Raw genomic sequence first — 24,450 nt, forward strand, 5'->3', positions numbered from 1 at the left:
ACTTCAATCCTCGAGGTAGGCGAGAAGGTCTTTGTCAGACATGGAGGCGAACTCGGCCTGCATTTCTTCGACCTCTTTTTCGCTAAACAGGTTTGCTTGCGCGTTGACGATCAACTCGCTCATGGACATCAGGCTCGCGGCGCCGAACAGCGCCTCCAACGGCAGCCGGATCTGGAATTTCTCCAGGATGCGAACCGACAAGGTGATCGCCAGAAGCGAGTGACCACCGAGTGCGCTGAAATTGTCGCGGCGGCTAACGCGTGGAATGCGCAGCAGCTCTCGCCAGATTTCCGCCAGCGCTTCCTCGATGTGACCTTCGGGCGGCTCGTATTCGATGCCTGCAAAGGAGTCGCCTTCCGGCGCCGGCAACGCCTTGCGATCGAGCTTGCCGTTGGGCGTCAACGGAAAGGCATCGAGCACGACGAACGCGCTCGGCAGCATGTAGTCCGGCAAGTGCAAGGCGAGATGCGCCCGCAACTGCGCGGCGGAACAGACGGTCTCGTCATGACAGGTCAGATACGCCACAAGGCGCTTGTCGCCAGGGACATCCTCACGCAGCAGCACCAGCGCTTCGCGCACACTCGGGTGCGCTGCCAGCTTGGCTTCGATTTCGCCCAGTTCGATCCGGAAACCGCGCAGTTTGATTTGGGAGTCGCGACGACCCAGGAACTCCAATGAGCCGTCCGGCAACCAACGCACCAGGTCGCCGGTTTTGTACATGCGCGCGCCCACTTCATTGGCGAATGGATCCTTCAAAAAACGCTCGGCGCTGAGTTCGTCACGGTTGAGGTAGCCCCGCGCCACACCGCCACCCGCCACGAAAAGTTCGCCTGTAACGCCGACCGGAACCGGCTGCAGGGTGGGCGTCAACACATAAAGACGGGTGTCCGCAATACCTCGGCCGATTGGCACGGTAGTGGCGTTGACGAACCCTTCAGACGTCACCGAATACCAGGCACAAAACGTTGTGGTTTCGGTAGGGCCATAGCCATTCAGCAGCCGTCCTGGCATGCCCTGCTCGACGACGTTGGCAACCGCGCGCGGGGATGCAACGTCACCACCAAACAGCATCGTTCCCAACGCCGCGAAACAATCCGCTTTGCTCTGCGCGTGATGATTGAAGAGCGCGGCCGTAATGAACATCACATTGATGCTGTCTTGGTGAATTTGCGCCGCCAGCCGCTCGGCATGCACGAGCGTGTCTTTCTCGACCACGACCAGACGACCACCATTGAGCAAAGCGCCCCAGATTTCGAAGGTCACCGCATCGAATGAAGTATTGGATGCTTGCGCCATGACCGTGTTGCTGTCGAGCTGCACGTAGTCTCGCGAGGTGACCAGGCGCACCACGCTGTGGTGCTCGACCATCACGCCCTTGGGCTCACCGGTCGAGCCCGAGGTGTAGATGACATACGCCAAGTGGGAGTCATTCAGGTCGGGAGACTTGACCGGATCGTGCGCGGGCTGCGACTTCAGAGCCTCGCGATCGGACGGCGCGTCCAACACCAGCGTCGGCAGCGCATGCGTGCCCACTCGCTCCGTCAGCGAAAGTTGCGTCAGCAACGCCACAGGAGCGCTGTCGGACAGCATGTGCCGGATGCGATCCTGCGGATAGTTAGGGTCCAGCGGCACATAGCAGCCACCAGCCTTCAGCACGGCCAGCAGGCTGATCACCATGTCCACGCCCTGCCCGAAGCATACAGCGACCCGGTCGTCGGGCTTCACACCCAGCGACCCCAGGTAGTGCGCCAACTGGTTCGCGCGCGCATTGAGCGTGGCGTAGTCCAGCACTTCACCTCGATGCACCAGCGCCACGGATTCGGGGCGCGTGCGAACCTGCGCCTCGAACAGCTCGTGCACGAGCGCGGTTCGTATGTAGTCGGAGGTGGCATCGTTGAAGTCCGCGAGCAGTTGCTGTCGCTCACCCGGAGGCAGGATGTCCAAGGTCAGAGCGTCTTCGCTGTTCTCGTCTTCCAGCGCACGGGCCACGTTCTCGATCGCGGAACGGAAATAGCCAGTGATGCGTTCCGCGTCCAGTCCCTCAGCGCAAATCGCGCCCAGCGTGAATTCATCGCCGTAGTCATCCACTTGCACCGCGACGGGATAGTTGGCCGACTCTTCCGTGCGCAACACCCGCACGCCCGCGACCGTCAGCGGCAGCGATTCACCATGTTCCTGCGGCGCGCTGTGCCGATAGTTCAGCAGCGACGTGAACAACGGCAAAGGGGACGGCACGCCACTGCACTGCAAAGCCAGACTCAGCGGAGCCCGTTCGTGGGCTAACAACGATGCCAGTTGGTCCTGGCATTTCAGCACCGCATTCCTGACCGGGAGCCGCGCCAACGAAATACGCACCGGCAATGTGTTGATCAGCAAGCCTATGGCGTGCGCGAGACCTGCATCGCCCTGCAGACGACCGGACAGCACGGTTCCGAAAACCACGTCAGTGCGCCCGGTGCAACGCGCCAGCACCAGCGCCCAGGCGGTATGAAACAAGGCCGATGAGGGAACCCCGAGACGGCGAGCGCAATCCCGGATGCGCTGGGACCATGCTGGAGAAACCCGACACTGCGCGGTCGTGCTCGTCGAGCCTGTCACCCGGAGGTTCAATACGCCAAACGGCGCAGTGGGTTCTTCGATATCCGTCAGAGCCTGGCGAAAGTAGACCTCGTGCAACTCGAGCGGCGTATTGCGTACATGCGCCACGATGTTCCGAAACGGAACGCTGGCTGGCAGGAGTTCTTCCGTGCCGTTCATCAGGCTCTGCACCTCCGCCATGATCAGCGCCAGAGATTCGTGATCGCAGGCGATGTGGTGAGCCGCGAGCTCGAGTACCCACGCGCCGGACGTGCGCTCCTGGTGGAAACGCGCGCCGATCAACGGCGCATGCCGCACATCCAAGTGGAACCGGTGCGGCACGATCCGACCCGACCGATCTCTCGGCGCGTCCATCGCAGCCATTTCGGTTGCGACCAGCGTGACCTGCCGGAGCACGACCTGCACGGGCTGGGATAGTCCTTCCCACAACACGACAGTACGCAGAGCGTCGTGCCTCGCGATCACGCGGTTCAACGCCGCCAGGAAATCATCCAGTCGATCCCTGCGGTCGAACTCCAGGACCGTTCGCAAGACGTACGCGTCGTGCTCCGCATGCATCAGGTGATGGAACAGCATGCCTTCCTGCAAAGGCAGCAGTGGATAGATGTCCTGGATGATGGCCGCGCCTTCGGGAATGGCGGTGGTAATGACCTCGATGTCCTGAAACGCCAGATTCGCGAGCGGCAGCATCTCCGGCAGGATGACCTGCGCGCCGAGCGGGATGCGGCTCGCCGGAACGTCGGACGACTCGCTCGAGCTGGAAATGGGAACGAGCGCCGCGGCGCAGTCGAGCAGCAAGGGAGTCATGAACACGGTTCTGGCTTCCGCTCTGAACCCGCGCGCGCGCAGCAACTCCGCCAGCCGCATCGCCAGCATCGAGTGTCCGCCGAGCTCGAAGAAGTGATCGTGGCGACCGACTCGTTCGATGCCGAGCAGCGGTTGCCAGATCTCCGCCAGTACCACTTCGGCTTCCGTCCGCGGCGCTTCGTACTCGCGACGCACCACGGCGGATCCATCGGGCGCGGGCAATGCCTTGCGATCGAGCTTGCCGTTGGGCGTTTGCGGCAAGGCGTCCAGCACGACGAACGCGCTCGGCACCATGTACTCGGGCAGTCGCGTAGTCAGCTGTTGACGCAGGTCCGCGACCGACAGGCTGGCGCCCTCGCCGGCCACTAGATAGGCCACCAGCCGCTTGTCGCCCGGCACGTCTTCGCGCGTCAGTACCGCGACTTCGCTCACACCGGGGCACGCCGCCAGGCGCGATTCGATTTCACCGAGCTCGATGCGGAATCCATGGATCTTGACCTGGAAATCGTTGCGTCCCAGGTATTCGATGTTTCCGTCCGGCAGCCAGCGCGCGAGGTCGCCGGTCCTGTACATGCGCGCGCCCGTCTCGCCGACGAACGGATCCTTCAGGAAGCGTTCTCGCGTCAACTGCTCGCGATTGAGATACCCGCGCGCAACGCCCCCGCCGCCGATATGGAGCTCTCCGATCGACCCCAGCGGCAGCGGATCACCTTTGCCATCCAGGATGTAGATCCGGGTGTTTGCGATCGGGCGGCCGATGATCGGCGATTCACCTGCCTCGGGCAGAGCGCACTCGGTGGCATAGACCGTGGCTTCCGTCGGACCGTATGCGTTGATGAAGCGAATCGACCGCGACGCCCGCAATGTTTTCCACATAGCGCCATTGATGGCTTCGCCGGCGACGACCACCAATTTCAAGGCGGTATCGTCGCCCTCCTCGAGAAGCCCGGCTTTGAGCAGGGTATCGAGCTGCATCGGCGTGCAATCGAATGCTTCGATGCGGTGCTGACGCGCGTAGCGCAAGAACAGATTCGCATCGAGGCGCGCGGTTTGAGGAATGACGACGACCGTTCGCCCGGACAAGAGCTGGACCAAGCCTTGTACGGAGACGTCGAAAGTGATGGGCGCGTTTTGCGCGACTCGCGCGTTCGATGGCAGGTCGTGGAAAATCGTCTTTTCCATGCTTGCCCACAAGTTGATGACCGACGCGTGCTCGACCATCACGCCTTTCGGTTGCCCGGTGGAGCCCGATGTGTAGATCACGTACGCGAGATGCCGCGACGTAACCCCGAGGCCCCGGGCCGCCGGATTTTGCGTGGAGTATGCTTCGAGCTCTTCGGGTGCTCCATCCAGCATCAAGGTGGGCAAAGCGTCGCTGCGCACGCGATCGTGTAGTGCCCGCTGCGTCAGCAGGACCTTGGGCGCGCTGTCGGCGAGCATGAAGGCCAGTCGCTCGCGAGGATGGGCCGGATCGAGCGGAACGTAGCCGGCCCCGGACTTCAATATGCCCAACAGCCCGACGATCATGTCCAGACCACGTTCGACGCAGATGGCCACGCGGTCATCGGGTCGCACGCCCTGCGCAACCAAGTAGTGCGCCAGCCGGTTCGCGCGCTCGTTGAGCTCGGCATAGCTGAGTGATTGCGACTCGAAGACCACCGCGACGGCCTGCGGCCGCGCCGCGGCCTGCAGTTCGAACAACTCGCAAATAAGCGAGTCTTTTGGATATTCGCTCGCCGTCGAATTGAACGTGGTCAGCAGCATCGCGCGTTCTTCCTCGGGAAGAACGTCGGGCAACGCGAGCGCCTTGTCGGGATTCGACGTCACCAGGTTCAACAAATGAACCAGTCGGCTGCCGAGAAGCCTCGCGTCCGACTCGGAGAAATAGGCCCGGTTGCAGTCGAGCTTGATCTCGATCGAACTACCGCATTCCCACGCCGTCACCAACAAGGGCGTGCTTTCGTGGTTATGGCTGACGTAGACCAGCTTGGACAGGTTTCCGTCGAACTCGACATCGTCTTCGAAATTCAGATAGCTGAATCCGATGTCGTAAATCTTCTGCGCTCCTCCGGAAAGACCGAGCTCGCGGACGATGTCGCCGATGGGATATCTCTGATGACGGAAGTTCGCCTTCTGTTTTTCGGCGACGTGCCGGGCTACCTCCGAAAAGCGCTGACCCGAATTCACCGACAAACGCATCGGGCTGACGCTGGTGAAGACGCTGATGGCTTTCTTTTGCGCTTCCCCACGCCGATTGTGAATGGGCAATCCGACCACCAGATCCGACTGATCGTGAGCGAGTCCCATGCTCGACGCCAGGACGGTCAGCAGCACGTGCGGGACGCCGACGCCGATATCCGTCGCCGCTTGCCGCAAGCGACCCAGCTCTTCCGCGCCGAGGGTTACGACATGACGCACGCTGCTGAGGACCATCTGCGCGGTGCCGGCGCTGGTGCGCGGGGACAGGAGCCGCTCCGGCAAGGCTTTGAGCTCACCGCGCCAGTAGTCGCGGTCACGCGCATACCGTTCGCTGGCCTGGTAACTCTCGTCACTCGCCACGATGTCACGCCAGCACAAGACGCTTTGATCCTGCGCCCCTTGCTTGTAGTGAGCCGCCAGCGCATGCGCCAGATTGATGAATCCCCAGCCGTCGCACATCAGGTGATGCGCGATGACCACGTACCAGTATTCAGACTCACTCAGCTTGAGAAGCAACGCCTCGAACAACTCCGTATCTTCGAAGGGCATCCGCGCTTCGAACAGGCGAGTGACTTTCTCCCCGGCTGCTTCGGCAGGCGTGGGCTGATCCGACAGATCGATGATGGGCAGCTCGAGCGTGCGCTCGTCTTCGCCCACGATGCGCTGATGGGTGCCATTCTCCGAAGAGACGATGCGAATTCCGAACGCATCGTGCGCACGAACCAGCATCGCGTGCGCGTGCTGCACTCGGGCCGCGTTAACCGCGCTCAGCTTCAGGTAGCCGCCGATGTTGTAGATAGGCGCGCCGGGGTGACAGATCTGATCGAAATAGATGTCACGCTGAGTCAGCGTCAGCGGGAATTCCGGGGCGACGGCGGCGTTCATTGTTGGGAGATCAGATCAACGTGACGTCGAAGCCGATCGTCGACCGATACCCGCTCCTGGTCTTGTCGATCGCGGTGATGGGCGTGACCTCGTGCCAGAGCTCGGTTCCGAGATCCGCCTGGAAGATGCCCTGCCCGGCCTGCAGTTCGACCTGCAGCAGCTTCGTGCGCTTGTCCCTTCCGTAGATGACGCTTTTCCCGCCGCTAATGTTGTTTCTCTCGACGACCAGAGCGGAAACGATGAACTCCACGCCGTCCTGATGAATGCCCTCGGGCGAGTTCGTCACGAGCTGCTGCGGATGGCAGTAGACAACTGTGTTGTGAACACTGACGTTGAGCTTCTGGATCGAGTGCTTGGTCTCCCGGACCATTTCCGCGACGCCGACCAGCAGCGCGCGCAGATTGCTGTCGAACAGCTCCCCCGGGAGCTCCTTGAACTTTCTTCGCGACTGCCTGTAGTCGATTTCCCCATCGGAAGCAATCAGCGCCTTCGTCTGCGAAACGAGGCTGCTAGGAATGCGCTCGATGTTCCATTTCCCGTTCCAATGCATCGAGTATTCGGACATGCACCGCTTCCGGGTGGGCACCAGCGCCTCGAGCCGCGATTTGTCGCTCGACGAAAGGTCTGGAAAGACCGTGTAGAGCTCCGGGTTCTGTATGACGCCGGTGTAGATGTCGTACCAGGTGTCATTCGAAACGCGCGCCAGCGACTCCCGCGGAATGACTTCCTTGATAACGGATATCTTGTTCTGCTGCAGCAGGTACGAGTCCCATTCGAACTCCGAGTACGCTTCGCGCATCTGGTGCTGAAACGCATCCACGTTCACGCCGTACTGGCCTACGTTCAATACCGTGATGGGTGTGTCGAGTCTTTCGAGCAACATGGCTAGTCCTTGAAGATTCCTGGTCTTCGGCGTAAAGAGCGCGGGTCAGCATCTGAGCTCCAGCACGCCTCCTTCATGGAGTCGCTGCTCAGGTGGACCACCTTGTCGAGCGGTCGCGGAGCGGGCATCTCCCGCGCCACACCGCTTTCCATCACGTAGATGCGATCGGCCACATCGAAGTAGCGGTCATCGTGACTGATGACCACCACCGCCTTGTTCCTAGATTTCAGGTACGGCAGCACGTCGTGATAGAAAGCCTTCTTGAATTCCGGGTCCTGATCCGCCGCCCACTCGTCGAATAGATAGATCGACTTGTCTTCCAGGAGCGCGACCACTAGGGCGAGCCGCTTGCGCTGTCCGTCGGAGAGAGAGAGCGTCGAGATGCGGCCATTCGTCAGGGTGAGCTTGTGGTCGAGCTGCATCCACTCGAGATATTTCTGGATCGTTGCCTCATTCGCGTGCTTTGCCGCGCCGAACAGCCGATCGAACAGATAGAAATCCGCGGATATCAGCGACAACTGATTCCGGTACGTCGCGATCCATTCCCGGTCTATCAGTTGTTGACCCAGGCTCAGGGTTCCCGCTTCGGGGAAATAGTGAGCGGTGATGAGCTTGCCGACGGTGGATTTTCCCGAACCGTTGCCGCCCACGATAAAGGTGGTCTCACCCCTGTGGATCTCGAAGCTGATCGGGCCCACGGCGAAGCCGCCTCGTTCTCCGTCAACCTCATACCGATACGACACGTGCCGCAGGTGCAGCGTTTGCCACGGCGGCAGCACCTGCACCGTCTGCGCGATCTCCTCGTGCGGCATCTCGGAGAACAGTTTGTCCACGGTCTTCAAGGAAACATTGGCCGACACAAGGTCCGGAATCGCGCTGAGGACGACGCTGATCGGAGCGCTGATGTAGAGCAGCACCATGATGGCTCCGGTCAATTCTTCCGCGGAGACGGAATAGCGGTTCACGAAAATGAACGCCGAGAACCCGATGACGAAGAAGCTGATCATGTCGCCGTAGTTCATGGCGGATCGCAGGATGGTCAGCCCGCGCTTGTTGGCCCTGCGCACCTCGTCTTCGGAACGCAGCAGCACTTCGTTCATGTAGTCGTGGCGCTTTTCCGCGCACAACTTCAACTCTTTCACGCCCTGGATGTTCCCCCGGATCCCTTCGTGCAACACGTCGATCTTGTGGCGCGCGCGACGGAAGAAACGACTCCCGAGCAGCAGCGGAATCTGGAAAGTGATCGCGCCGAAGACGATCGCCTTGCAGACGAACCAGAACAAATTCGTATTGAGGTACATCAGGAACAGGAGCATGCCGAGCGCGGTGACTCCGCCGATCAGCAGATCCGGCAGATGTTGGGCGCCCTGAATCACCGTCTTCACATCGGTGGTGATGGAGGCGATCAGGCGCGGACTACCTACCCTCTCCAGCTTTTCGAGCGGCGCGCGCAGGATCGTGTCGTAGTACTTCCGACGCAGTTGCGAGGTGGCATCGATGGCCACCCACGAAAGCAACAGCTGCGAGTAGGTTCGCGCCACGATGATCACGATGCACGAGAGGAAGAACAGGGCCGCGAATCGAAAATGACTGACCTCGAAGGAGAAGAACCAGATATTGCCCTGGTTCAGCGCTGGAAAGTCGCCACTGGTCTCGAGGCTGCTCATGACGAGCGGAATCAGCAACGCGTAACCAATGCCCGCCAGGATCCCGAGCAGCAACGACAGCACCACCTTGAGTGGTGCCTCGTCGATCAGGATGTTGAATAGTTTCACGCGCGTCCTAGTTAGCAGCGGCGGTGGGCTTCAGGATGAGCGTGTGGCTGGTCGTCGAAGCTGATGGCCAAGCCTCGTATTTTCCCGCCGCGAACTTCTCCAACATGTCGTCGTAGTGCTCGCTCATGACATTCCCCGACTGCCCCGTTGAATTCATCATCCAGTGCTGTCCTGGTGCCGACGTCGAACCGAGTCGCATGATTTGCCGGAATGCGGGTCCGCTCATTTGCACGTACCCGTCTTTTTCGCTGTAGCTGAAACCGGAAAGATTGACGGTGTTCGGCGAGCCGGCCGCGGGCGCGCGGCGTTCGAAGAGGAAATCGAGCCCCTTCACATCACTGAATGGCGTGTGGCGGAAGATGGCTTTGTGCGCGCTGCTCCAATGCCAGTCATCCATGTCCGAGCCCAGCAGGCGAGTCAGCTCCCGCGCGGCTTCGGACAGAGCTTCGAGTTTGATGGTCTCGCAGGACTCGTGCTCCGGTGTGTCCCGGCGGTCACACCAATCGAACTCCGTATCGTGAAGCGCTCGCCGGACGGACTTGGGTTCCATGTCCGCGACGATCTGATTCATCCGGCGCTGCAGACGGACATTCCCCCAGAAGCCTTTCAGCTTTTCAGAGAACAAGTCCGACCGCAGATGACGCATCGAAGAATAGAAGATGGTCGCCGCGATGCTTTCCGAACTGGCATTGCCATCCCACTTGCGCAGGTACTCCAGCATTCGCGCCGTCTCGTCATTGTCGGGTTTCACGGCGGCGAACTCGGACAACATCGCTTTCGCTTCCAGATCGAGCGTGTCCATCTGGAAGACTTCGTGATCCTCGATCGAAAGCGGTTGTCCGCTGGCGATCTTCTCCTGGATGAGTTGCTCGATGCGTTGCGCGCGCTCGGGCTGGGCGAAGTCGCCCGAAACGAAATAGGGATAGTCGGCGGCCATCATGCGGTTGTTAGCCGAAACGATGTAGCCGGACTCCGGATTGAAACTCCGCGGCATCTGTTCGTCGGGGATGAAACCCCGCCAACCAGCGGACTCGTCCCAGGCCGGCACGGGCGTCATGCCCTCGCCGCGGCCGCGCAGCGGGATCTTTCCGACGCCGAGGTATCCGATGTTTTGCTGGTCGTCGATGTACAGCAGATTGAGCGCTGGCGAGAGCAGGCTCCGCATGGCGGTGCCCACTGCTTTCGAGTCACCGGCGTAGTTCAGCTGGAAAAAGCTTTCGTACGAGGTGTCCTGCGCGGAGTCGCCCACCCACCCGAGTGACAACGGTTGTTCGGAAACACCCGTGACATCCGAGATGACCGGCCCCTTGTCCGTGCGACGCACTAGGATCTTCACGGGCGCCAGGGTTTCGCGCAGTACGGCCGGGAAATCCGCTTTCACCTGAATCGTTTCGACATGGCTGTCGAACTTTTTCCAGGCATTTCCGCGGCGATACAGAGTGCTGTCCTCCGCGTTCACTTCCTCGAAATACAGATCCATGGTGTCGGCCATCATGTTGGTCGCACCCCAGGCAACGTGCTCATTCCGACCGAGCATGATCACGGGCAGACCGACCAGGCTCATGCCGGACGCGCGCAAGCGCGCGCCGTGAATTTCCACCGCGTACCACAACGAGGGCATGTCGAGCCCCAGGTGCGGGTCATTGGCGATCGTGGCGAGACCGTTCGGCGAAAATTTCGCCGCGACGACCCAGGCGTTGCTGCCAATCTGCTTGCCGCCCACGCGCCAGCGGGTTTCGGCTTCGGTGAAGACTTCGCCGAGCGCCGCCATCTGTGTCTGGCGAAATGGCGTGGCTGCCACGCCGCTCTCCGGCGGCGATTCGTGCCGGCCAAACAATGTTTCGTACTGCTTGACCGGCAGGTTTTGCGCCACGAGATATCGATTGAGGTCCTGCTGATAGTTACCCGACAAACTGAGCGCGAATAGTTTGACCACCGCCAGCGAATCCGCGACGCGCCATTGCTCGGGTTTGATGCCGAGCAAGCGGAACTCGACGGGCAAAGGATGCCCTTCCGACAACCACGCGTTGACACCCGCGGCATATGCCAACAATGACTGCCGACCGGGTTCAGTCAGTGCGGCGACTGAGAGCTCGGCATTGCGGTAGAGGCCCAGGGTGCGCATATAAATGTCCATCCGGACCGCGCTCTTGCCGAACACCTCGGCCAACTTGCCCTGCGCCATTCGCCTCTGCCGCTCCATCTGCCACAGGCGATCCTGCGCATGCACGTAGCCCATGGCAAAGAAGGCGTCACGATCGTTGTCGACCGTGATGGAAGGCACACCGCTTTCATCGCGGGCGATGCGCACTTCGGAGTGGACTCCAGTCAACAGCCGGCTGCCTTGCGATTCCGGCAGCGTTGCCGCGAGCGAACGGTGAACTTGATAGAGCCCGAACGAGACCGGGACGATCACGATCGCCGTGAACGAATACAACACTGCGTGGGATCGAAAGATCCGATAAAGACGCTGAACGAGATTCATCGACAGGCCCTGCTCCCCCGTGCCGCTTTCCCTTTCCAACTTGCTCGATGGCAGCCTGCAAAGAAGGCGACCTCATCCTTTTGGCTCCGCACGTCGCGGACATGCTGTGCGTCGGAAGCCCCTGACCACACAAATACGTGTGTGTGGCGACGCGGCACGTCGCCGCCGCGGGAGGGAAGAGATCGATCTGCGCTTCACGCAGACCGGATCTTTCCCAAACGCATGAGCCTCGCCGACTACAGCTGGGCGAACTTGAGGCCGCGACGATTCTGCTTTACCACCCGGTTGTGGGAAGAAGGGTCATCGCCGGAGACCACGACCACCCCGAAGTTATCGAGAGAGATGCGGCTGCCGTACTCTTCCACGTGGTCGGAATCCGGGTAGACGTGCACTGAAGCAGGAACGTAGCGGGCAGCGAAGCCCAGGCGGGTTTTGTCCGTCGTGGAATTCGGGTGGGACGCGTGCATGCACGTCGACCAGAAGATCACGAACTGACCCGCGCGCATCTGCATCGACGCTGCCTTCGACTCATCCGGACGCCAATCCGGATCTTTCTGAAGATTACGGTAGTCGTAGCCGAAGAAGCCTCGCTTGATGCCGTCCTTCTCGAGCTTGTTGACGTTCTCCGGCTCGTACTTCATGCCCTTGGACTCGTCGTAGAACATCTCTTCATGAGTGCCGGGCATGAAGCGCAGGCAGCCCATCTCTTCGGAGGCGTCGGTCAACGCCGTCCAAACGGTGATCGCGCCACCGAACCGATCATTCTGCGGCCAGATGATCTGGGGTTTGCCCGAGGCATGCGCGAACGTGTCGGCCTGGTGCCAATCAGTTCCTTCGTCACCCGGGTACTTGGGGAACAGTTCGGAGCGCCAGCAAATCAAATCGGGGCCGAGGATGTCGGTCACCTTGTCGACGATTTCGCGGCGCATGATGTGCTCGCTCAAATCATTGACATCCAAGTGGCGGTCGTAGCCCGCGATAACGCTCTTGTTGTCCAGTTCGTAGGCGGCATGCGATCGATCGAACAGTTCCGCGCGAATGCGCTTGTACGTGGCCTTGATCTCGTCTGCGTCATACAGATCGAATGGGCCGACAAAACCGTTCGCTCTAAAGCTCGCCTGTTGTTCCTGCGTCAAACCAAATTTTTTGTTCATGTGAATCCGCTACCTCCGTGCAATTGCGGGCCAATACTTCCGTTGAGTTTAAAATCAGCCAACCGCGGCGACTTTGACCGCGGACTTGGCTTCGATATAGGCCACGACCCATCCGTCTATCATCGGATTGGCCATGAGGTGCGAAGACGGAACACTCACGCCCAACTTCTCCTCGATTTGTAGCTGCATGTCGATCACGGTGAGTGACGACATGCCCGCCTCGAAGAAATCCTGGTCGCCAGGCAGATTCTGCAAGCTTGGTTTGGATTGAATCACGCCTAGGACAATGCTGCGTACATCGGCATCCAACATTTTTCTCTCCTAAAACGATTTGCATTCATTTGCTAGTTAGGTGCATCAGCCATTGAAACAGCGGACTCCCTGATGCGTTGTCGATCGATCTTGCCGTTCATGTTGATCGGCAGATTGGTACTCAAACGAATCAAGTCGGGAACCATGTAGGCCGGCACCTCCTCGGCCAGTGCCCGCTTCACTTCGGCCACCGTGGTCGCGCCTTCCGCATCCAGCAACAAGTCGGCAATCAAGTGCTGATCACCGTTGTCGAATTTCTCCACCGTCACGGCGGCGTCCACCACGTGATCCAATTTCAGCAAGGCGGCCTGCACTTCTTCCAGAGCCACCCGGTAGCCGCGAATCTTCATCTGATGGTCGCGGCGCCCTCGGAATTCGATTTCATCGTTCGCGTTGCGAAGTACCAGATCGCCGGTGCGGTAGATCAAGCCGTCTGCGATGGACGGATTGCGGAAGAAAGCAGTGCTGAGTCCGTCATCGTTTAGATAGCCCAGCGCCACACCTGAGCCGGAGGCGTACAGCTCGCCGATCTCACCGTTCGTGACCGGCTGCAGCGCCTCATCGAGGATGTGCACCTGGGTTCCGGATATCGTGGTGCCGATGGGCACGCACTCGGTCGGGCGATTGGCCGTCGTCATGCGGTGGCAGCAGGTGAACGTGGTGTTCTCCGTCGGTCCGTAGCCGTTGATGAGCACCAGCTCTGGCATTGCATCCAGGACCTTGTTGACCACTTTCGGGTAGAGAACATCACCGCCCGCCAACAGAACCTTGATTCCTTTCAGCGAGGTCAGGAAGCGAGTGGCTATCAAATGGAACAGCGCGGCGGTCAACCAGAGGATCGTTATCCGCTGTTCACGGATTTCCCTGGCAAACAGACTGGGGTCGAACGTCGCGCCGGAGTACAACACGAGCGTGCCGCCATTCAGCAGCGCGCCCCAGATCTCGAAGGTGGATGCGTCGAACGAGAGCGGCGCGAATTGCAGGATGCTGTCGTGTTCCGAAACTTCGATGTAGTTGGATTGCTTCACTAGGCGAATGACAGCGCGATGGGGAACCACAACTCCCTTCGGCTGACCCGTCGAACCCGACGTGAACATCACGTAGCAAGGATCGTCAGGCTCCCCTTCGACCTCGAGGTTGTCGGAATTCTCCGCGGAGAAAAGATCCGCCGAGCGGCTGTCGACGATGTGTCTGCCCAGCGCCAGCGATTCATGGATCTCGTGATCCGCGATCACCACGCTGACTCGAGCGGCATTCAAGCACTTCGAGTTGCGGGCCACGGGATTGTTGCCGTCCAGGGGCAGATAGGTGCCACCGCACTTGAGGACGGCCAGAATCGCGACCACTTGCTCCGGAGAACGCGACATCATCACGGCAACCACGTCGCCCCGAGCGACTGCGCACGCGGACAAGTGATGTGCGACCTGATTGGCGCGAGCGTTGAGCTCCGCATACGTGAGCGCGACGCTGGCGCATCTCAGGGCAACGGCCTGCGGGCGCTTAGAAGCCTCGGCTTCGAATATGCGCGAGATCGACGCGTGCTGATTGTTCTTATGCGACACCTTCGTACGCTCCGGTCAAGAAATCGCGAGTGACCCCCATGACTCGGGTGGCGTCACGCAACAATTCGTAATGATCTCCTTCGGGCTCGATGACGATCGAAGAGTTCTTCATGTGTTTCTGGATTTGCATCGAGCTGTGAATGTTGGTTTGCAAATCTCGCTCACAGGCGATCAGGAGCGTGCGGTTATTGACCGTCGATGCAAGCTCCTGAAAGTTCGTGGAGCGATACGACAGGTAGTTGAGCGCGTAGCGCTGAAAGAAATGAGCTTGGGAAAACGGCAACTTGATGCCTTCGGGGACCTGGCGCGCGCTCAACAGTTTGTGTTGGTCCGGCAAGCGCTCGAGAATGAACTGAGCCGTTTTCCGGTCTTTCGAAGCCATCGGCAGCAGGCTGTCGATGTCGCGACCGAACTGCGTGACGCAAGCCGATTGACTCAGCAAGGCATAGTCGCCGCTGACCAGCACCAACGCGTCGAATCGATCCGGGTTGACGTTCACCGCGGCCAAGGCAATCCCGGCGCCCGAGCAATAGCCCACGATGTGGGCCTGCTCGACTTCGCAGGCATCCAGAATGGCAAATAGGTCGGCGACATGGCGCTCGACCGTGAGCTCCTTCTGACTCACCGGATGTTCCGCCGGTGCGAGGATCAATCTCGCCTCCCAGCAGATCACGCGGAAGAAATCCTTGAAGCGATCGATGAATGGCTGCGCGAGGTCGAGCTTGAGACCGAACGGAATGATAAACAGGAGAGCCGGCTTCGCAGACGAAAAATCACTGCAGGAGTAGCGTATTTGTACGCCATCGCGGGTTGTCGTCAGGCATTCCAAGATCGCATTCCCTTATTCTAGTTAGAGAATCGTTTCCCGTGCGCTTCTATGAGCAATTGATTCCTACAATACCAGTGACTTTGCGATGCAACTGTGACTGTCTTGCCAATTAAGTTACTATAACCCCTGATCACGAATCAATCAACGCGCTGCGCGGACGACCAAGCTCGTATGAACGCGTTGATTTGCGAACGCGAAACGACCGCTAAACGAATCACGAATCCAGTCGAGCGATCCGGTTGAAGCTGGGCTCACTCGCCAACGATCTCCTTCAACGATCACACGCACCGAAGTGAAGTCGAGCCACTCTTTTGCGAACTGGTATTGGCACTTGTAGAACGACTCCTTGGCGCTGAACAACAAGGCAGCCATCCGATGGCGTTGCTCGTCGGGCAATTGCACGAGCCAGGCGCGTTCCTCCGCGGTGAACAGATGCGGCCACAAATTGGCAGTAACGCACGACTCGTGCTCTGCGTCGATGCCGATGCCGGCGAACTCGTCGGTGCGACCAACCACCGCCGCACAGAATCCGTTCACGTGGGTAATGCTTCCGACAATGCCTTCAGGCCAGATTGGTGCCCGGCTCTGATCCGCCAACAGCGAGAATCCGACGATTCCGAGTTTTGAGAGCGCGTGCCGCGCGCACCAGCGGCCAGTGGCGAACTCCCGAACTCTGTCTGGTACGGCGGAAGCGATCAGTGCTCGTTCCGTCACGGTCAAGGTCGCATCGGAGACCGTTGTCGTCGACTCGACCGCGGCGACCCCGGCCGGCAACAATGGAGAGAATTGCGGCGCGGACTGCCGAGACGAAGCTTGCATGGAGGAACGATCGTCCATTGCGGATAGCGTGACTACTCGGAAACCAAGGTAGGCGCTGAAGAATGGTTTTATCGTATCAGACGAAGGGACCGCGTGTACTTCAGCTCGGCGCGAATCGACTCCTTGATCCACTTCTTGATCGTGTTGCGCGATAGCGTGGTTCGGCGCGCGATCTCGCTGATCGGGTCTTCTCCCGAAAACACATCCAGCGTACTTTGGCGTACATGCTCATGGTGATCACCTCAAATGCTTCACTCCTCCTGCTAGGTGAGCAACACCAGCTACACACTTGCCATGCAGGCGACACCGGTGGTGACGATCGTCGAAGAGATGGCGAATATGTGCAATTTACTACAACGCAAATCGATATTTTCCTACACGATTTCTCGAACCAATTGGCAGATTAGTTAAAAAAATTTGGGCATATTCGCCCCGTTATCATTGATGCGCAACTGCGGTTTAGGAGCGGCGGCATCTTTGCCCTTAGGGAAAAGGGCCACAAAGATTTAAGGAAAGAACCTTGCCCGTCGTGCAGTGCAACAACTTGCTGCTTACAGAACTCCCTTGTTTTGAAGTCGGACTATCTTCAGCGGTAGTTCGGGGACCTATTTTCAGGTCGAGTAATGTCTGAACTAAGCAAGTATCGACGCAACCAGCTGCCGTCATGCTCGGCGGCAACCAGCCTTTCATTGCGCATGTAATTCGCAGCGTGGAGTCCAGCCGAAGACGATAGGCGTTAATCATGCGCAGCGCCTCACCTGACAGAGGAATGAAGCCATGTCCAAGCCCAAGCAGAGTCATCAGTTCGGTAAACCACGTCCATCCGGCGACGGCAATTTTCATACTCACGTGGAAACGCCTCAGGAGGTCCGGGACACTCACTTTCGTCCACTGCCACCACCGACGGGCAGCCCACCCTTCCAACTCGATATCGCATCGTTGCTCAAGCCCGCCCAACTGGCGGACATCGTCAGTGCCCGCAAGCTCACGTTCCACATCAATGCAGACTTGGGGGGCATCAATTTCGCGGTGCCGCAGCAACTCGTGGCCACTGGCATGGAAGCCGATTTCAAAACGGGCGCTAGGCCGTCAGATAACCCCGCGTTCCTGTACATACTCGGCGACTGCGTCTATTTCAACGGTCAGCCCGATCAATATCGTGCCCAGTTCTTCCAACCCTACGAACATTACCAGGCGCCCATCTTCGCAGTCCCCGGCAACCACGATGGCGAAAATATGCCATCGGGAAGTACTCTCGATGGCTTTGTGAGATTCTTCTGTTCGGACTCGCCTAAGCTTCTGCCTGAAGCGGGTGATACCGGTCGCACGACAATGACCCAGCCGAACGTGTACTGGACTCTGCGGACGCCGATGGTCAATTTCCTTGGACTCTATTCGAACGTTCCTGAGGGAGGCGACGTGCGCTCACCCCAGAAGGAATGGCTCGTTAGTCAATTGAAATCCCTGCCCACCAATGTGCCACTGCTGTTGACGCTCCACCATCCGATCTACTCCGCCGATATCTTCCACTCGGGCAGCACCCATATGAAACAACTGCTTGAGACAGCGTTCGAGGAAGCAGGCAGACACGCAGACATGGTCCTCGCCGGGCATGTCCACGACATGCAACGCATCAGTAAACACATGCCTGACGGAACCACGATTCCCTACCTCGTCACAGGAGCCGGCGGCTATCACAACCTGCATGCCATCGCTAAGGTCGATGGCCAGAAACTGATCGCGCCCACGACTTTTCAGGACAAGCAGGGCGAAGAGGTGACGCTCGAGCGCTACTGCGATGATCATTTCGGCTTCCTGCGACTGGAAGTCACGGACCAACTCATCATCGGCCGTTACTACACCGTACCCAGACCGCAGGATCCCTATAGCAAAGGCAACACGCTGATCGACTACTTTGAGTACGACTGGAAGGCACATAGGTATGTCCCAAACGCCTTGAGTGCACCCGGAGCCCCCTCAGCTTCGGCAGCCAAAAATTCGTCGCGGAAGAACACAGCAACACGAAAAGCCGCCAAGAAACGGCGTGTCTGAGCACGGCGCCCGATTCTTCGTGCGAGCGTCATCGCCGCTTAACGAACTTTGCCACGAAAGTATCGAGAAACGTCACCTGACCTGAAGCCTGCGCGGTCTCCGACTGAAATTCCTTCAGTCGCAAACTGTGATTGCATCCATTTTCGAATTTCCACATCTATTCCTGGAACTGACAAGAGGACTGCCGGCATGTCCCTTCTCAAAGGCCCTACCCTTGCGATGTCTGGCGGTGGATTTCGCTCCACGCTGTTTCAGATCGGAGCGCTCGCGCGCCTCAATGAATTTGGGCTTCTGCCGAAGCTCGCATGCCTCTAAGCGTATCGGGCGGTTCCATCGCGAATGGCTACCTCGCTGCACAATGGTCGAAGCTTCAATTCAACGGGACCGTGACGGTGAACCTCAAAGATCAATTCACTGTGCCGCTCATTGCCTTCTGCTCGAAGTCTATCGATGTTCCAAGCGTCTTAACTGGCTTCATCAACCCCTTCAAGCATGTAAGCGACGAACTTGTCGGAGCGTTACAGGAGCACCTGTTCGGCGAAAAGACGCTGCAGGATCTTCCTGACTCAAAGCCGGGATCGGTGCCACGGTTCGTATTCAACGCGACGAGCATGCAATCGGATGTTCGTTTCTGGTTTTCCAAAGAAGATGCTGGGGACTACCGCATCGGAATTACGAAGTCGCCTCAGATATCGTTGGCGAGCGCTGTGGCCGCGTCGAGTGCCTTCCCTCCCTTCTTCGCGCCGCTCGCGATTGATCTTCGTGGCATGCAGTTCGACTCTGCGAAGGATCAAAGCGGCGTAAAGGATATCTCCGACCTCTTGGGCGACGCGGACTTCCACACCACGGCACTGCTTGCCGATGGCGGAACGTACGACAACATGGCGCTTGAAGCGGTACGGAACAACTACGACGCGGTGTGGGCAAGTGACGCTGGCTCGTCGTTTGAACCGTCGGTAGATGTTGCCCGTGACTGGATCCGCGAAATGATGCGCATCATCGATCTCATGATGCGTGCCGATGAATCAGAACGTCGCCGTGTTTTGATCGACAAATTCCAAGCGGTGAAGAACGGCATCGATGTGGGTGTCACTGGCGCCTATTGGGGCCCGTTGACTCAGGATATGACCGACCAACGCAGGAGTGCTGAACAACTCCTTTGGGTGTCTTAGCAACCCCGGCAGGCATCGGAAAGACGGCGTCAAGCTTCTTCAAGAGGAATGCATCTACCAGAAAGCGCACCACCTTTCTGTCGTAGGCGGTGTCGGTCGCCGCGTACTGCTAGCGATTTCTGTTCACCCAAGATTCCGCGACTCGCACCCCAGCAGGCGATCCATCGAGTCGCAGCGCGTAAATGTAGGCGCCTGTCCAACTCCGATGAAACCGAAGCCAACCATCCTCGAAGTAGATGAACCATTTATCTTCCATCTGCTTGGACACGAAGCCATGCATCAGTTGCTTCGCCTCGGCGTCCGTGAACCACGCCTCGAACCCAAGCGACTCCCGCTCGATAGGCTGCAGGAGGTGCTTCCACGATGCACCAATAGCACGCATGTTCTGCCCCCAACAACTGACCTAGGCCACGCCGCGAGGCGGCATCGGTTTGAATGAATTGCTAGATTGCCTGCGATGATCTGCGATCTCCAAAAGCACATAGCCAGCTGCCAGGATCAAGCCCATGATGTCTGCATACCATTGCCCGTACTGAAAATATCCACGAGGGGCTCCTCCGTAAACTCCTGAGAATGCCTGACCCTGTTCGAACAAATAGCTACCGACCGCGTACCCGGCTGCAAACAAAACAAAGATACAGAGCAGCATGATTTGCTGCGCGCGGTCACTTGAAGGGTGTTTTCCCAGATTCCGAAATACGCCGAAAAGAAGCAGAGAAAGCATTAGAGGTAGACCAAGGCCGGCAAGGGCGTGTTCGACAATTGCTCGCCACTCATACCCGAGCAGCGAGGTCACCCACTCCCGCACAACGGAGCCCTTTGCTGCGCGAAGATATAGCGCGCAACAGAGAAACAGAAAGGTGGCTAGAAAGGGGCGACAAATTCTCACAGGCAACCCTGGCGCTTGAGCTAAACGACCTCTGTCACATACCGCATGATAGCGTGAGAGCTAGCCACAACAGCCCGCTTGAGCGAATAGTTATCGTCCTTCGTGCGGCATCGTGAACGATGACAATCAGCGCCTTACCACTTCGAACGGGCAGCGAATCACCCGCGCTTCTCCGAGTCGCGCTGTCTGACGGCGATCGATTTGGTGAGCGAGGTCGAGGAAAGCCTTTGCGCGAACGGCTGATTCTGCGGCGAGTAGATCATCGATCAAACTCTCTCGCCAAGGTGTTTGTGTCTGCTCCATGACTACCAGCCAGCAGTGCGCACCGATCGTGTCCGTGGTGACGTACGGGGAAAACTTTAGCGCCGGGACAAAGAACTCGGTAGCCGGCGCTCGGAACGAGTTCTGGCCGAGCGCGGCGCGCAAGTCGATACATTGAACATCGGTTGGATCCTGGAGCAGCAACAGCAACAGACTGTCTGCCGGAACGCGCATGGCCAAGCGAAACGCTGTCCCAAGTGCTAGCACTTCGCCCACGCGATCATTCGGTCGTTGTTGCCATGCGATGCCCCGCATGCCGTCGTTCTCGCGTTCGATGCGCAGTGCGCCAGAATCCAACTCCGACGCGCGCAAGAGCAGCGTCCAGCCACTCCGCTCGGGCTGTGCGTGAGTCTCAAATCGTCCCAAAGATGGATTCAGAAAGGCCACGGCGTCGACACCGAATATCTCGCACAGGGGACGGAAGTGTTCGTCCGGAACTGCCTCGGCCGTCATGCCGCCGCTACCCGTTTTCCAACTGGACACGGTGGAACGCGCGACACCGAGCATCTGCGCCAGCTGGGAATCGTTCGTGACATCAGGATTGCGACGCGACGCGTAAAGAATTTTCAGTTTCTCGCCCAAATAAGGTATTTTCATTGTGAATCTTCCTCATTGCTTCCCATACATTGCCGATGACCCGCCATAGCAAACGGTATACGCGCAGATGTGCTCGAGGGCGGTTCGAATCATATGGTGTACAGGATCTGCACTTGTCGCGCGACTCCAGCGCTCGTCGATCAGCGCCGTCAGACCGGCATCAATCCAGGCGTTTCGGGCCGAAACACTGGAAAATAGCGCGCGGAGTGCTGCGTTTCCTTTGTCGGCGTCCAGTAAGTGGTTTCGCAATTCGTCCTTGACAGCTGATACCAGGGGCCAACCGAGAGCAATGCGTGCGCAGACATCCGTGTGCTGCCCCTGCGCGCCGCGCGTCAGCACGTGTTCCATTTCGCTGCGATAGACCACTCGGACTGCCTGGCAAAACGGCTCCGGCCATTCGCCGCTTAGCAATTCCGACTTGGCGCGACGCAACGCTACGGAAGACTCGGTGCGATGAAGACGGTGATGTAGATACAGCGTGGTGAGCAAGGGCATGTAGAAATCATGGACCGGTGCAACACAGGCAACGACTGTCGCTACGGAACAGGTTTGCCAGAGGGGAACCAAGCCCAGCGCATCGCCCCAACGCGCCTTGCCGACCAATCCCGCAAGGCAGGACGAAACGATAATTTCTTCATACTTGGCACCGATCGCCGTGCCTTCATAAGTGCTCATCGAACGGTTCGTCTGAGCATCCAAAAGAAGGGTGCCATGGCGTCCTTGGGCGGTGCCGCCAACGTCGCCGTGACAACCAATTAGCAGGAGGCGCGCTGCGGAACGGTGAGGCAGTTCATCGAGCGGGGCCTGCTCGACCGTGCCTTTGCAGGCAAGCACGACTTCGGCAAGTTGTGCTTCCGCGCGAACAAACGGAATAGGCTGTGCCGTGCTCCAGGCCACGTCGTAAGCCAACAACGCACTGCTAGCCGTAGGGTCAGAGCGTTCCCTTCGGCGCAGTCGAACGAACGCCGGAAGTCCGCAGTAGTAGAAGGCTGGAAAGTCCTCGTTCGCACTTTCGAGCGGGATAGAGTGATGCATCGGGGCAGTTACCACGTGGAGCGACGTGAACGCCGTGGGGCAGACGTGCAGTCGAGTAAGTGCATAGCACAAGGGTTGCCAGAATGCAGCATTGATCGACCCGCGCAATTCCGCCAACGATTGACTCGGCGCGGCTTGCCCGACTCCACGATCGCCAGTGCCGCCACCCCGCATTCCGGAGCCCAATCGGCGGGAGGCATGGCCGGCAGCACCCGCCAGATCCCCAAAACCTGGCAACGGCATCAACACACTTCGCCCATCCGATCGCTGCACCAGTGCAGCACTCGGCGCGTTTGGAGCGCGCCCTAAGCTCAGGGTTAATACCAATATTTCGTCCGGCTGCAACCAGTCACTGATATGGGGCAACTGCGCATAGATGTCATGAAAAGACAATGCTGCGAACGAGGCGTCGACTGTCGATAGATCGATGCGTGCGTTCCGGAAGCGAGCAATCGCGTTGCGCTCTCGTTCCAGAAGCACCGATGTCACTTGTGTTTCCTCGATGCCTCGATGGCGCTCGCTCCAAGCCGCCGCGAGTTGCGAACGCAGGTGATTGAGCGCGTCCCGCGCTGCAATGAATTCTCGCCGCTGCGCCTGAATCGCGGGTACTGCCATGCTTGTGTCCTGCAAGCAGTCGGCCGCGCTCGACCAGGCGTGGATTCCATGCAAAGGGGCGACCGCCTGCAGCAGCATCGACGGACGATTCAACGCGGCGATCTTGCTCCACCAATCGTGGAACGCAAGAAAATCGTCCAACGCGATCTCATCCGTATCGAAGGACAAGAGTTGCGCTTCTTCGCATAGGACCGAACTCGCGGCGGGCATGGCGTCCAGCGCGCGCAATGCCAATTCCCGATCCTCCCAGGCGCAATCTAGCGACGCGATGGTCTCACCCACACAGACCGCGAGTCGCGACGCAAGACGAAACAAGATACGTCCGAATGATGCAACCTCGCCCAGCATCGGCAGAAGCTTCACCGCGAAAGGTAGGCCACGTTGCGGTGTATCTTGTAACCACCAGATCGACAGTTGATTGTCGAGCGAGCGCAGCGTCTCGGGATGTACAAGACCGTGACGTCGTATCAACGTCTCCACGGCGTGCCGAGCGAGGCTCTCGGCGCGGTCCAGTTCTCGAAGTCGTTTCAGCGTTACCGCCAAGTTATGCTCGGCTGTCAGGGTTCGGTGGTGTTCCGGTCCGACGAGCGCACGAAATTTCTCAAGACAGTCTTCTTCTAAACGTTTTGCGGTTGCGAAGTCCTCTCGCTCAAAATACACATTGGCGAGATTGGACTGCGCAACAAGCTGCGCCAACTCCGGTTGCGAGGATTCACTTCGAAGACCGGATTCGGCAGCCACAGCATGCGCCATGGCGAATTGGGTATCGCCCAAATGAAGGGTCGGTGTGACAAGATCACTGCGAATTGACAAGGTGAAGGGCGCGTCAGCACCCAGGTGAAGGATCGCCTCCTTAAGTACGGCCTCAAGCAATGCTCGCGCCGGGGCTGGTTGATTTGCATCAAGCAGCATATGTGCTAGGGTCGCGCGCGCCATCATGTTTCCCAATGGATCTCGAGGGCGCCAGCGATTGTCCTCGACAATCGCCCTTTGTAGCGCAAGCGCTTCACTCAGATCGCCACAATACCTGAGGCTGGTCGCAACCCAACTTATCAACGTCGCCGTGTTCGGATGAGCGAGCCCGAAACCTGAGATATGCGCACGCAACGCCAAACCGTAGCCACCGAGCGCCCGCAAGAAATCGTTGGTAGAGAGCGCTGCCTTGCCGATCCCAAAGAACGTACCGATCGCAGTGTGGACGTCTGACGTGCGTATGCGCAAGTAAGCAAGTTGTTCGCGGTGTTCGACATCGAAACCGCGAGTCGCAGACGCGATTGACGGATCCGAAAGCAGGTAGAACTCCGCTTTTGTGAGCGGCGCTCCCATGTCCCAACGCTGTATGACTTCGGGATCGGTCATGTCGGATCGCAATGTTCAGATCGTGTCGGATCGTGACCTATTGTGCAAGTGCAGGCATCGCTAAAGTGGCTCTGCGTTCGAAAGCATTTCGGACGCGACTAA

The 24,450-nt window shown here is 58.9% G+C and carries 14 protein-coding genes; 2 read left to right on the forward strand and 12 right to left on the reverse strand.

The window, feature by feature from the left end:
* Positions 1–3: 3 nt before the first annotated feature.
* From FFS30_RS22660 to FFS30_RS22700, 9 genes are all read right to left on the reverse strand, one after another.
* Positions 4–6,489, reverse strand: a complete 6,486-nt coding sequence (locus FFS30_RS22660) for a non-ribosomal peptide synthetase (protein WP_137915481.1) — start codon at positions 6,487–6,489, stop codon at positions 4–6.
* Between the two features lie 10 nt (positions 6,490–6,499).
* Positions 6,500–7,372, reverse strand: a complete 873-nt coding sequence (locus tag FFS30_RS22665; RefSeq protein ID WP_137915482.1) for a 2OG-Fe dioxygenase family protein — start codon at positions 7,370–7,372, stop codon at positions 6,500–6,502.
* 2 nt (positions 7,373–7,374) lie between these two features.
* The gene (locus FFS30_RS22670) at positions 7,375–9,147 is read right to left on the reverse strand and encodes a cyclic peptide export ABC transporter (protein ID WP_137915483.1); all 1,773 of its coding nucleotides are present in this window, start codon (positions 9,145–9,147) and stop codon (positions 7,375–7,377) included.
* Between the two features lie 7 nt (positions 9,148–9,154).
* Complete coding sequence (locus FFS30_RS22675; protein ID WP_137915484.1) at positions 9,155–11,632, reverse strand: penicillin acylase family protein; 2,478 nt, start codon at positions 11,630–11,632, stop codon at positions 9,155–9,157.
* 236 nt (positions 11,633–11,868) lie between these two features.
* Positions 11,869–12,786 (reverse strand): chlorinating enzyme, encoded by a 918-nt coding sequence (locus FFS30_RS22680; protein ID WP_137915485.1) that lies wholly within the window; start codon positions 12,784–12,786, stop codon positions 11,869–11,871.
* 54 nt (positions 12,787–12,840) lie between these two features.
* Positions 12,841–13,098, reverse strand: coding sequence for an acyl carrier protein (locus tag FFS30_RS22685; RefSeq protein ID WP_137915486.1), 258 nt, complete (start codon positions 13,096–13,098; stop codon positions 12,841–12,843).
* A 32-nt stretch (positions 13,099–13,130) separates the two neighbouring features.
* Positions 13,131–14,660 (reverse strand): amino acid adenylation domain-containing protein, encoded by a 1,530-nt coding sequence (locus FFS30_RS22690; protein WP_212742560.1) that lies wholly within the window; start codon positions 14,658–14,660, stop codon positions 13,131–13,133.
* Positions 14,650–15,489, reverse strand: coding sequence for an alpha/beta hydrolase (locus FFS30_RS22695; RefSeq protein WP_171014808.1), 840 nt, complete (start codon positions 15,487–15,489; stop codon positions 14,650–14,652). Before FFS30_RS22695 ends, FFS30_RS22690 begins: the two co-directional genes overlap by 11 nt.
* A gap of 141 nt (positions 15,490–15,630) precedes the next feature.
* A complete protein-coding gene (locus FFS30_RS22700) occupies positions 15,631–16,326 on the reverse strand; it encodes a 4'-phosphopantetheinyl transferase superfamily protein (RefSeq protein ID WP_137915488.1) in 696 nt (231 codons plus the stop codon).
* 759 nt (positions 16,327–17,085) lie between these two features.
* Between FFS30_RS22700 and FFS30_RS22705 the strand changes: the two genes are divergently transcribed.
* Positions 17,086–18,360: a metallophosphoesterase gene (locus FFS30_RS22705; protein ID WP_137915489.1), complete on the forward strand. Its 1,275-nt coding sequence runs from the start codon at positions 17,086–17,088 to the stop codon at positions 18,358–18,360.
* 305 nt (positions 18,361–18,665) lie between these two features.
* Positions 18,666–19,532, forward strand: coding sequence for a patatin-like phospholipase family protein (locus tag FFS30_RS22710; RefSeq protein WP_137915490.1), 867 nt, complete (start codon positions 18,666–18,668; stop codon positions 19,530–19,532).
* A gap of 403 nt (positions 19,533–19,935) precedes the next feature.
* Here the strand turns inward: FFS30_RS22710 and FFS30_RS22720 are convergent, their stop codons facing one another.
* From FFS30_RS22720 to FFS30_RS22730, 3 genes are all read right to left on the reverse strand, one after another.
* On the reverse strand, positions 19,936–20,328 hold the full coding sequence (locus FFS30_RS22720; RefSeq protein ID WP_137915491.1) for a hypothetical protein: 393 nt from the start codon (positions 20,326–20,328) through the stop codon (positions 19,936–19,938).
* Positions 20,329–20,547: 219 nt separating this feature from the next.
* Complete coding sequence (locus tag FFS30_RS22725; protein ID WP_137915492.1) at positions 20,548–21,339, reverse strand: helix-turn-helix transcriptional regulator; 792 nt, start codon at positions 21,337–21,339, stop codon at positions 20,548–20,550.
* A gap of 12 nt (positions 21,340–21,351) precedes the next feature.
* Positions 21,352–24,348 carry a tetratricopeptide repeat protein gene (locus tag FFS30_RS22730; RefSeq protein ID WP_137915493.1) on the reverse strand — a complete coding sequence of 999 codons (2,997 nt, stop codon included), beginning with the start codon at positions 24,346–24,348 and terminating at the stop codon, positions 21,352–21,354.
* Between the last annotated feature and the right edge of the window lie 102 nt (positions 24,349–24,450).

The sequence above is a fragment of the Rudaea sp. 3F27F6 genome, assembly GCF_005503555.1.
GTDB lineage: Bacteria > Pseudomonadota > Gammaproteobacteria > Xanthomonadales > Rhodanobacteraceae > Rudaea.

Coding starts and splice junctions, on each gene's coding strand:
- FFS30_RS22660 (WP_137915481.1), bottom strand. CDS start 6,489: ATGAACGCCGCCGTCGCCCCGGAATTCCCGCTGACGCTGACTCAGCGT.
- FFS30_RS22685 (WP_137915486.1), bottom strand. CDS start 13,098: ATGTTGGATGCCGATGTACGCAGCATTGTCCTAGGCGTGATTCAATCC.
- FFS30_RS22700 (WP_137915488.1), bottom strand. CDS start 16,326: ATGGACGATCGTTCCTCCATGCAAGCTTCGTCTCGGCAGTCCGCGCCG.
- FFS30_RS22680 (WP_137915485.1), bottom strand. CDS start 12,786: ATGAACAAAAAATTTGGTTTGACGCAGGAACAACAGGCGAGCTTTAGA.
- FFS30_RS22705 (WP_137915489.1), top strand. CDS start 17,086: ATGTCCAAGCCCAAGCAGAGTCATCAGTTCGGTAAACCACGTCCATCC.
- FFS30_RS22675 (WP_137915484.1), bottom strand. CDS start 11,632: ATGAATCTCGTTCAGCGTCTTTATCGGATCTTTCGATCCCACGCAGTG.
- FFS30_RS22730 (WP_137915493.1), bottom strand. CDS start 24,348: ATGACCGATCCCGAAGTCATACAGCGTTGGGACATGGGAGCGCCGCTC.
- FFS30_RS22725 (WP_137915492.1), bottom strand. CDS start 21,339: ATGAAAATACCTTATTTGGGCGAGAAACTGAAAATTCTTTACGCGTCG.
- FFS30_RS22665 (WP_137915482.1), bottom strand. CDS start 7,372: ATGTTGCTCGAAAGACTCGACACACCCATCACGGTATTGAACGTAGGC.
- FFS30_RS22710 (WP_137915490.1), top strand. CDS start 18,666: ATGCCTCTAAGCGTATCGGGCGGTTCCATCGCGAATGGCTACCTCGCT.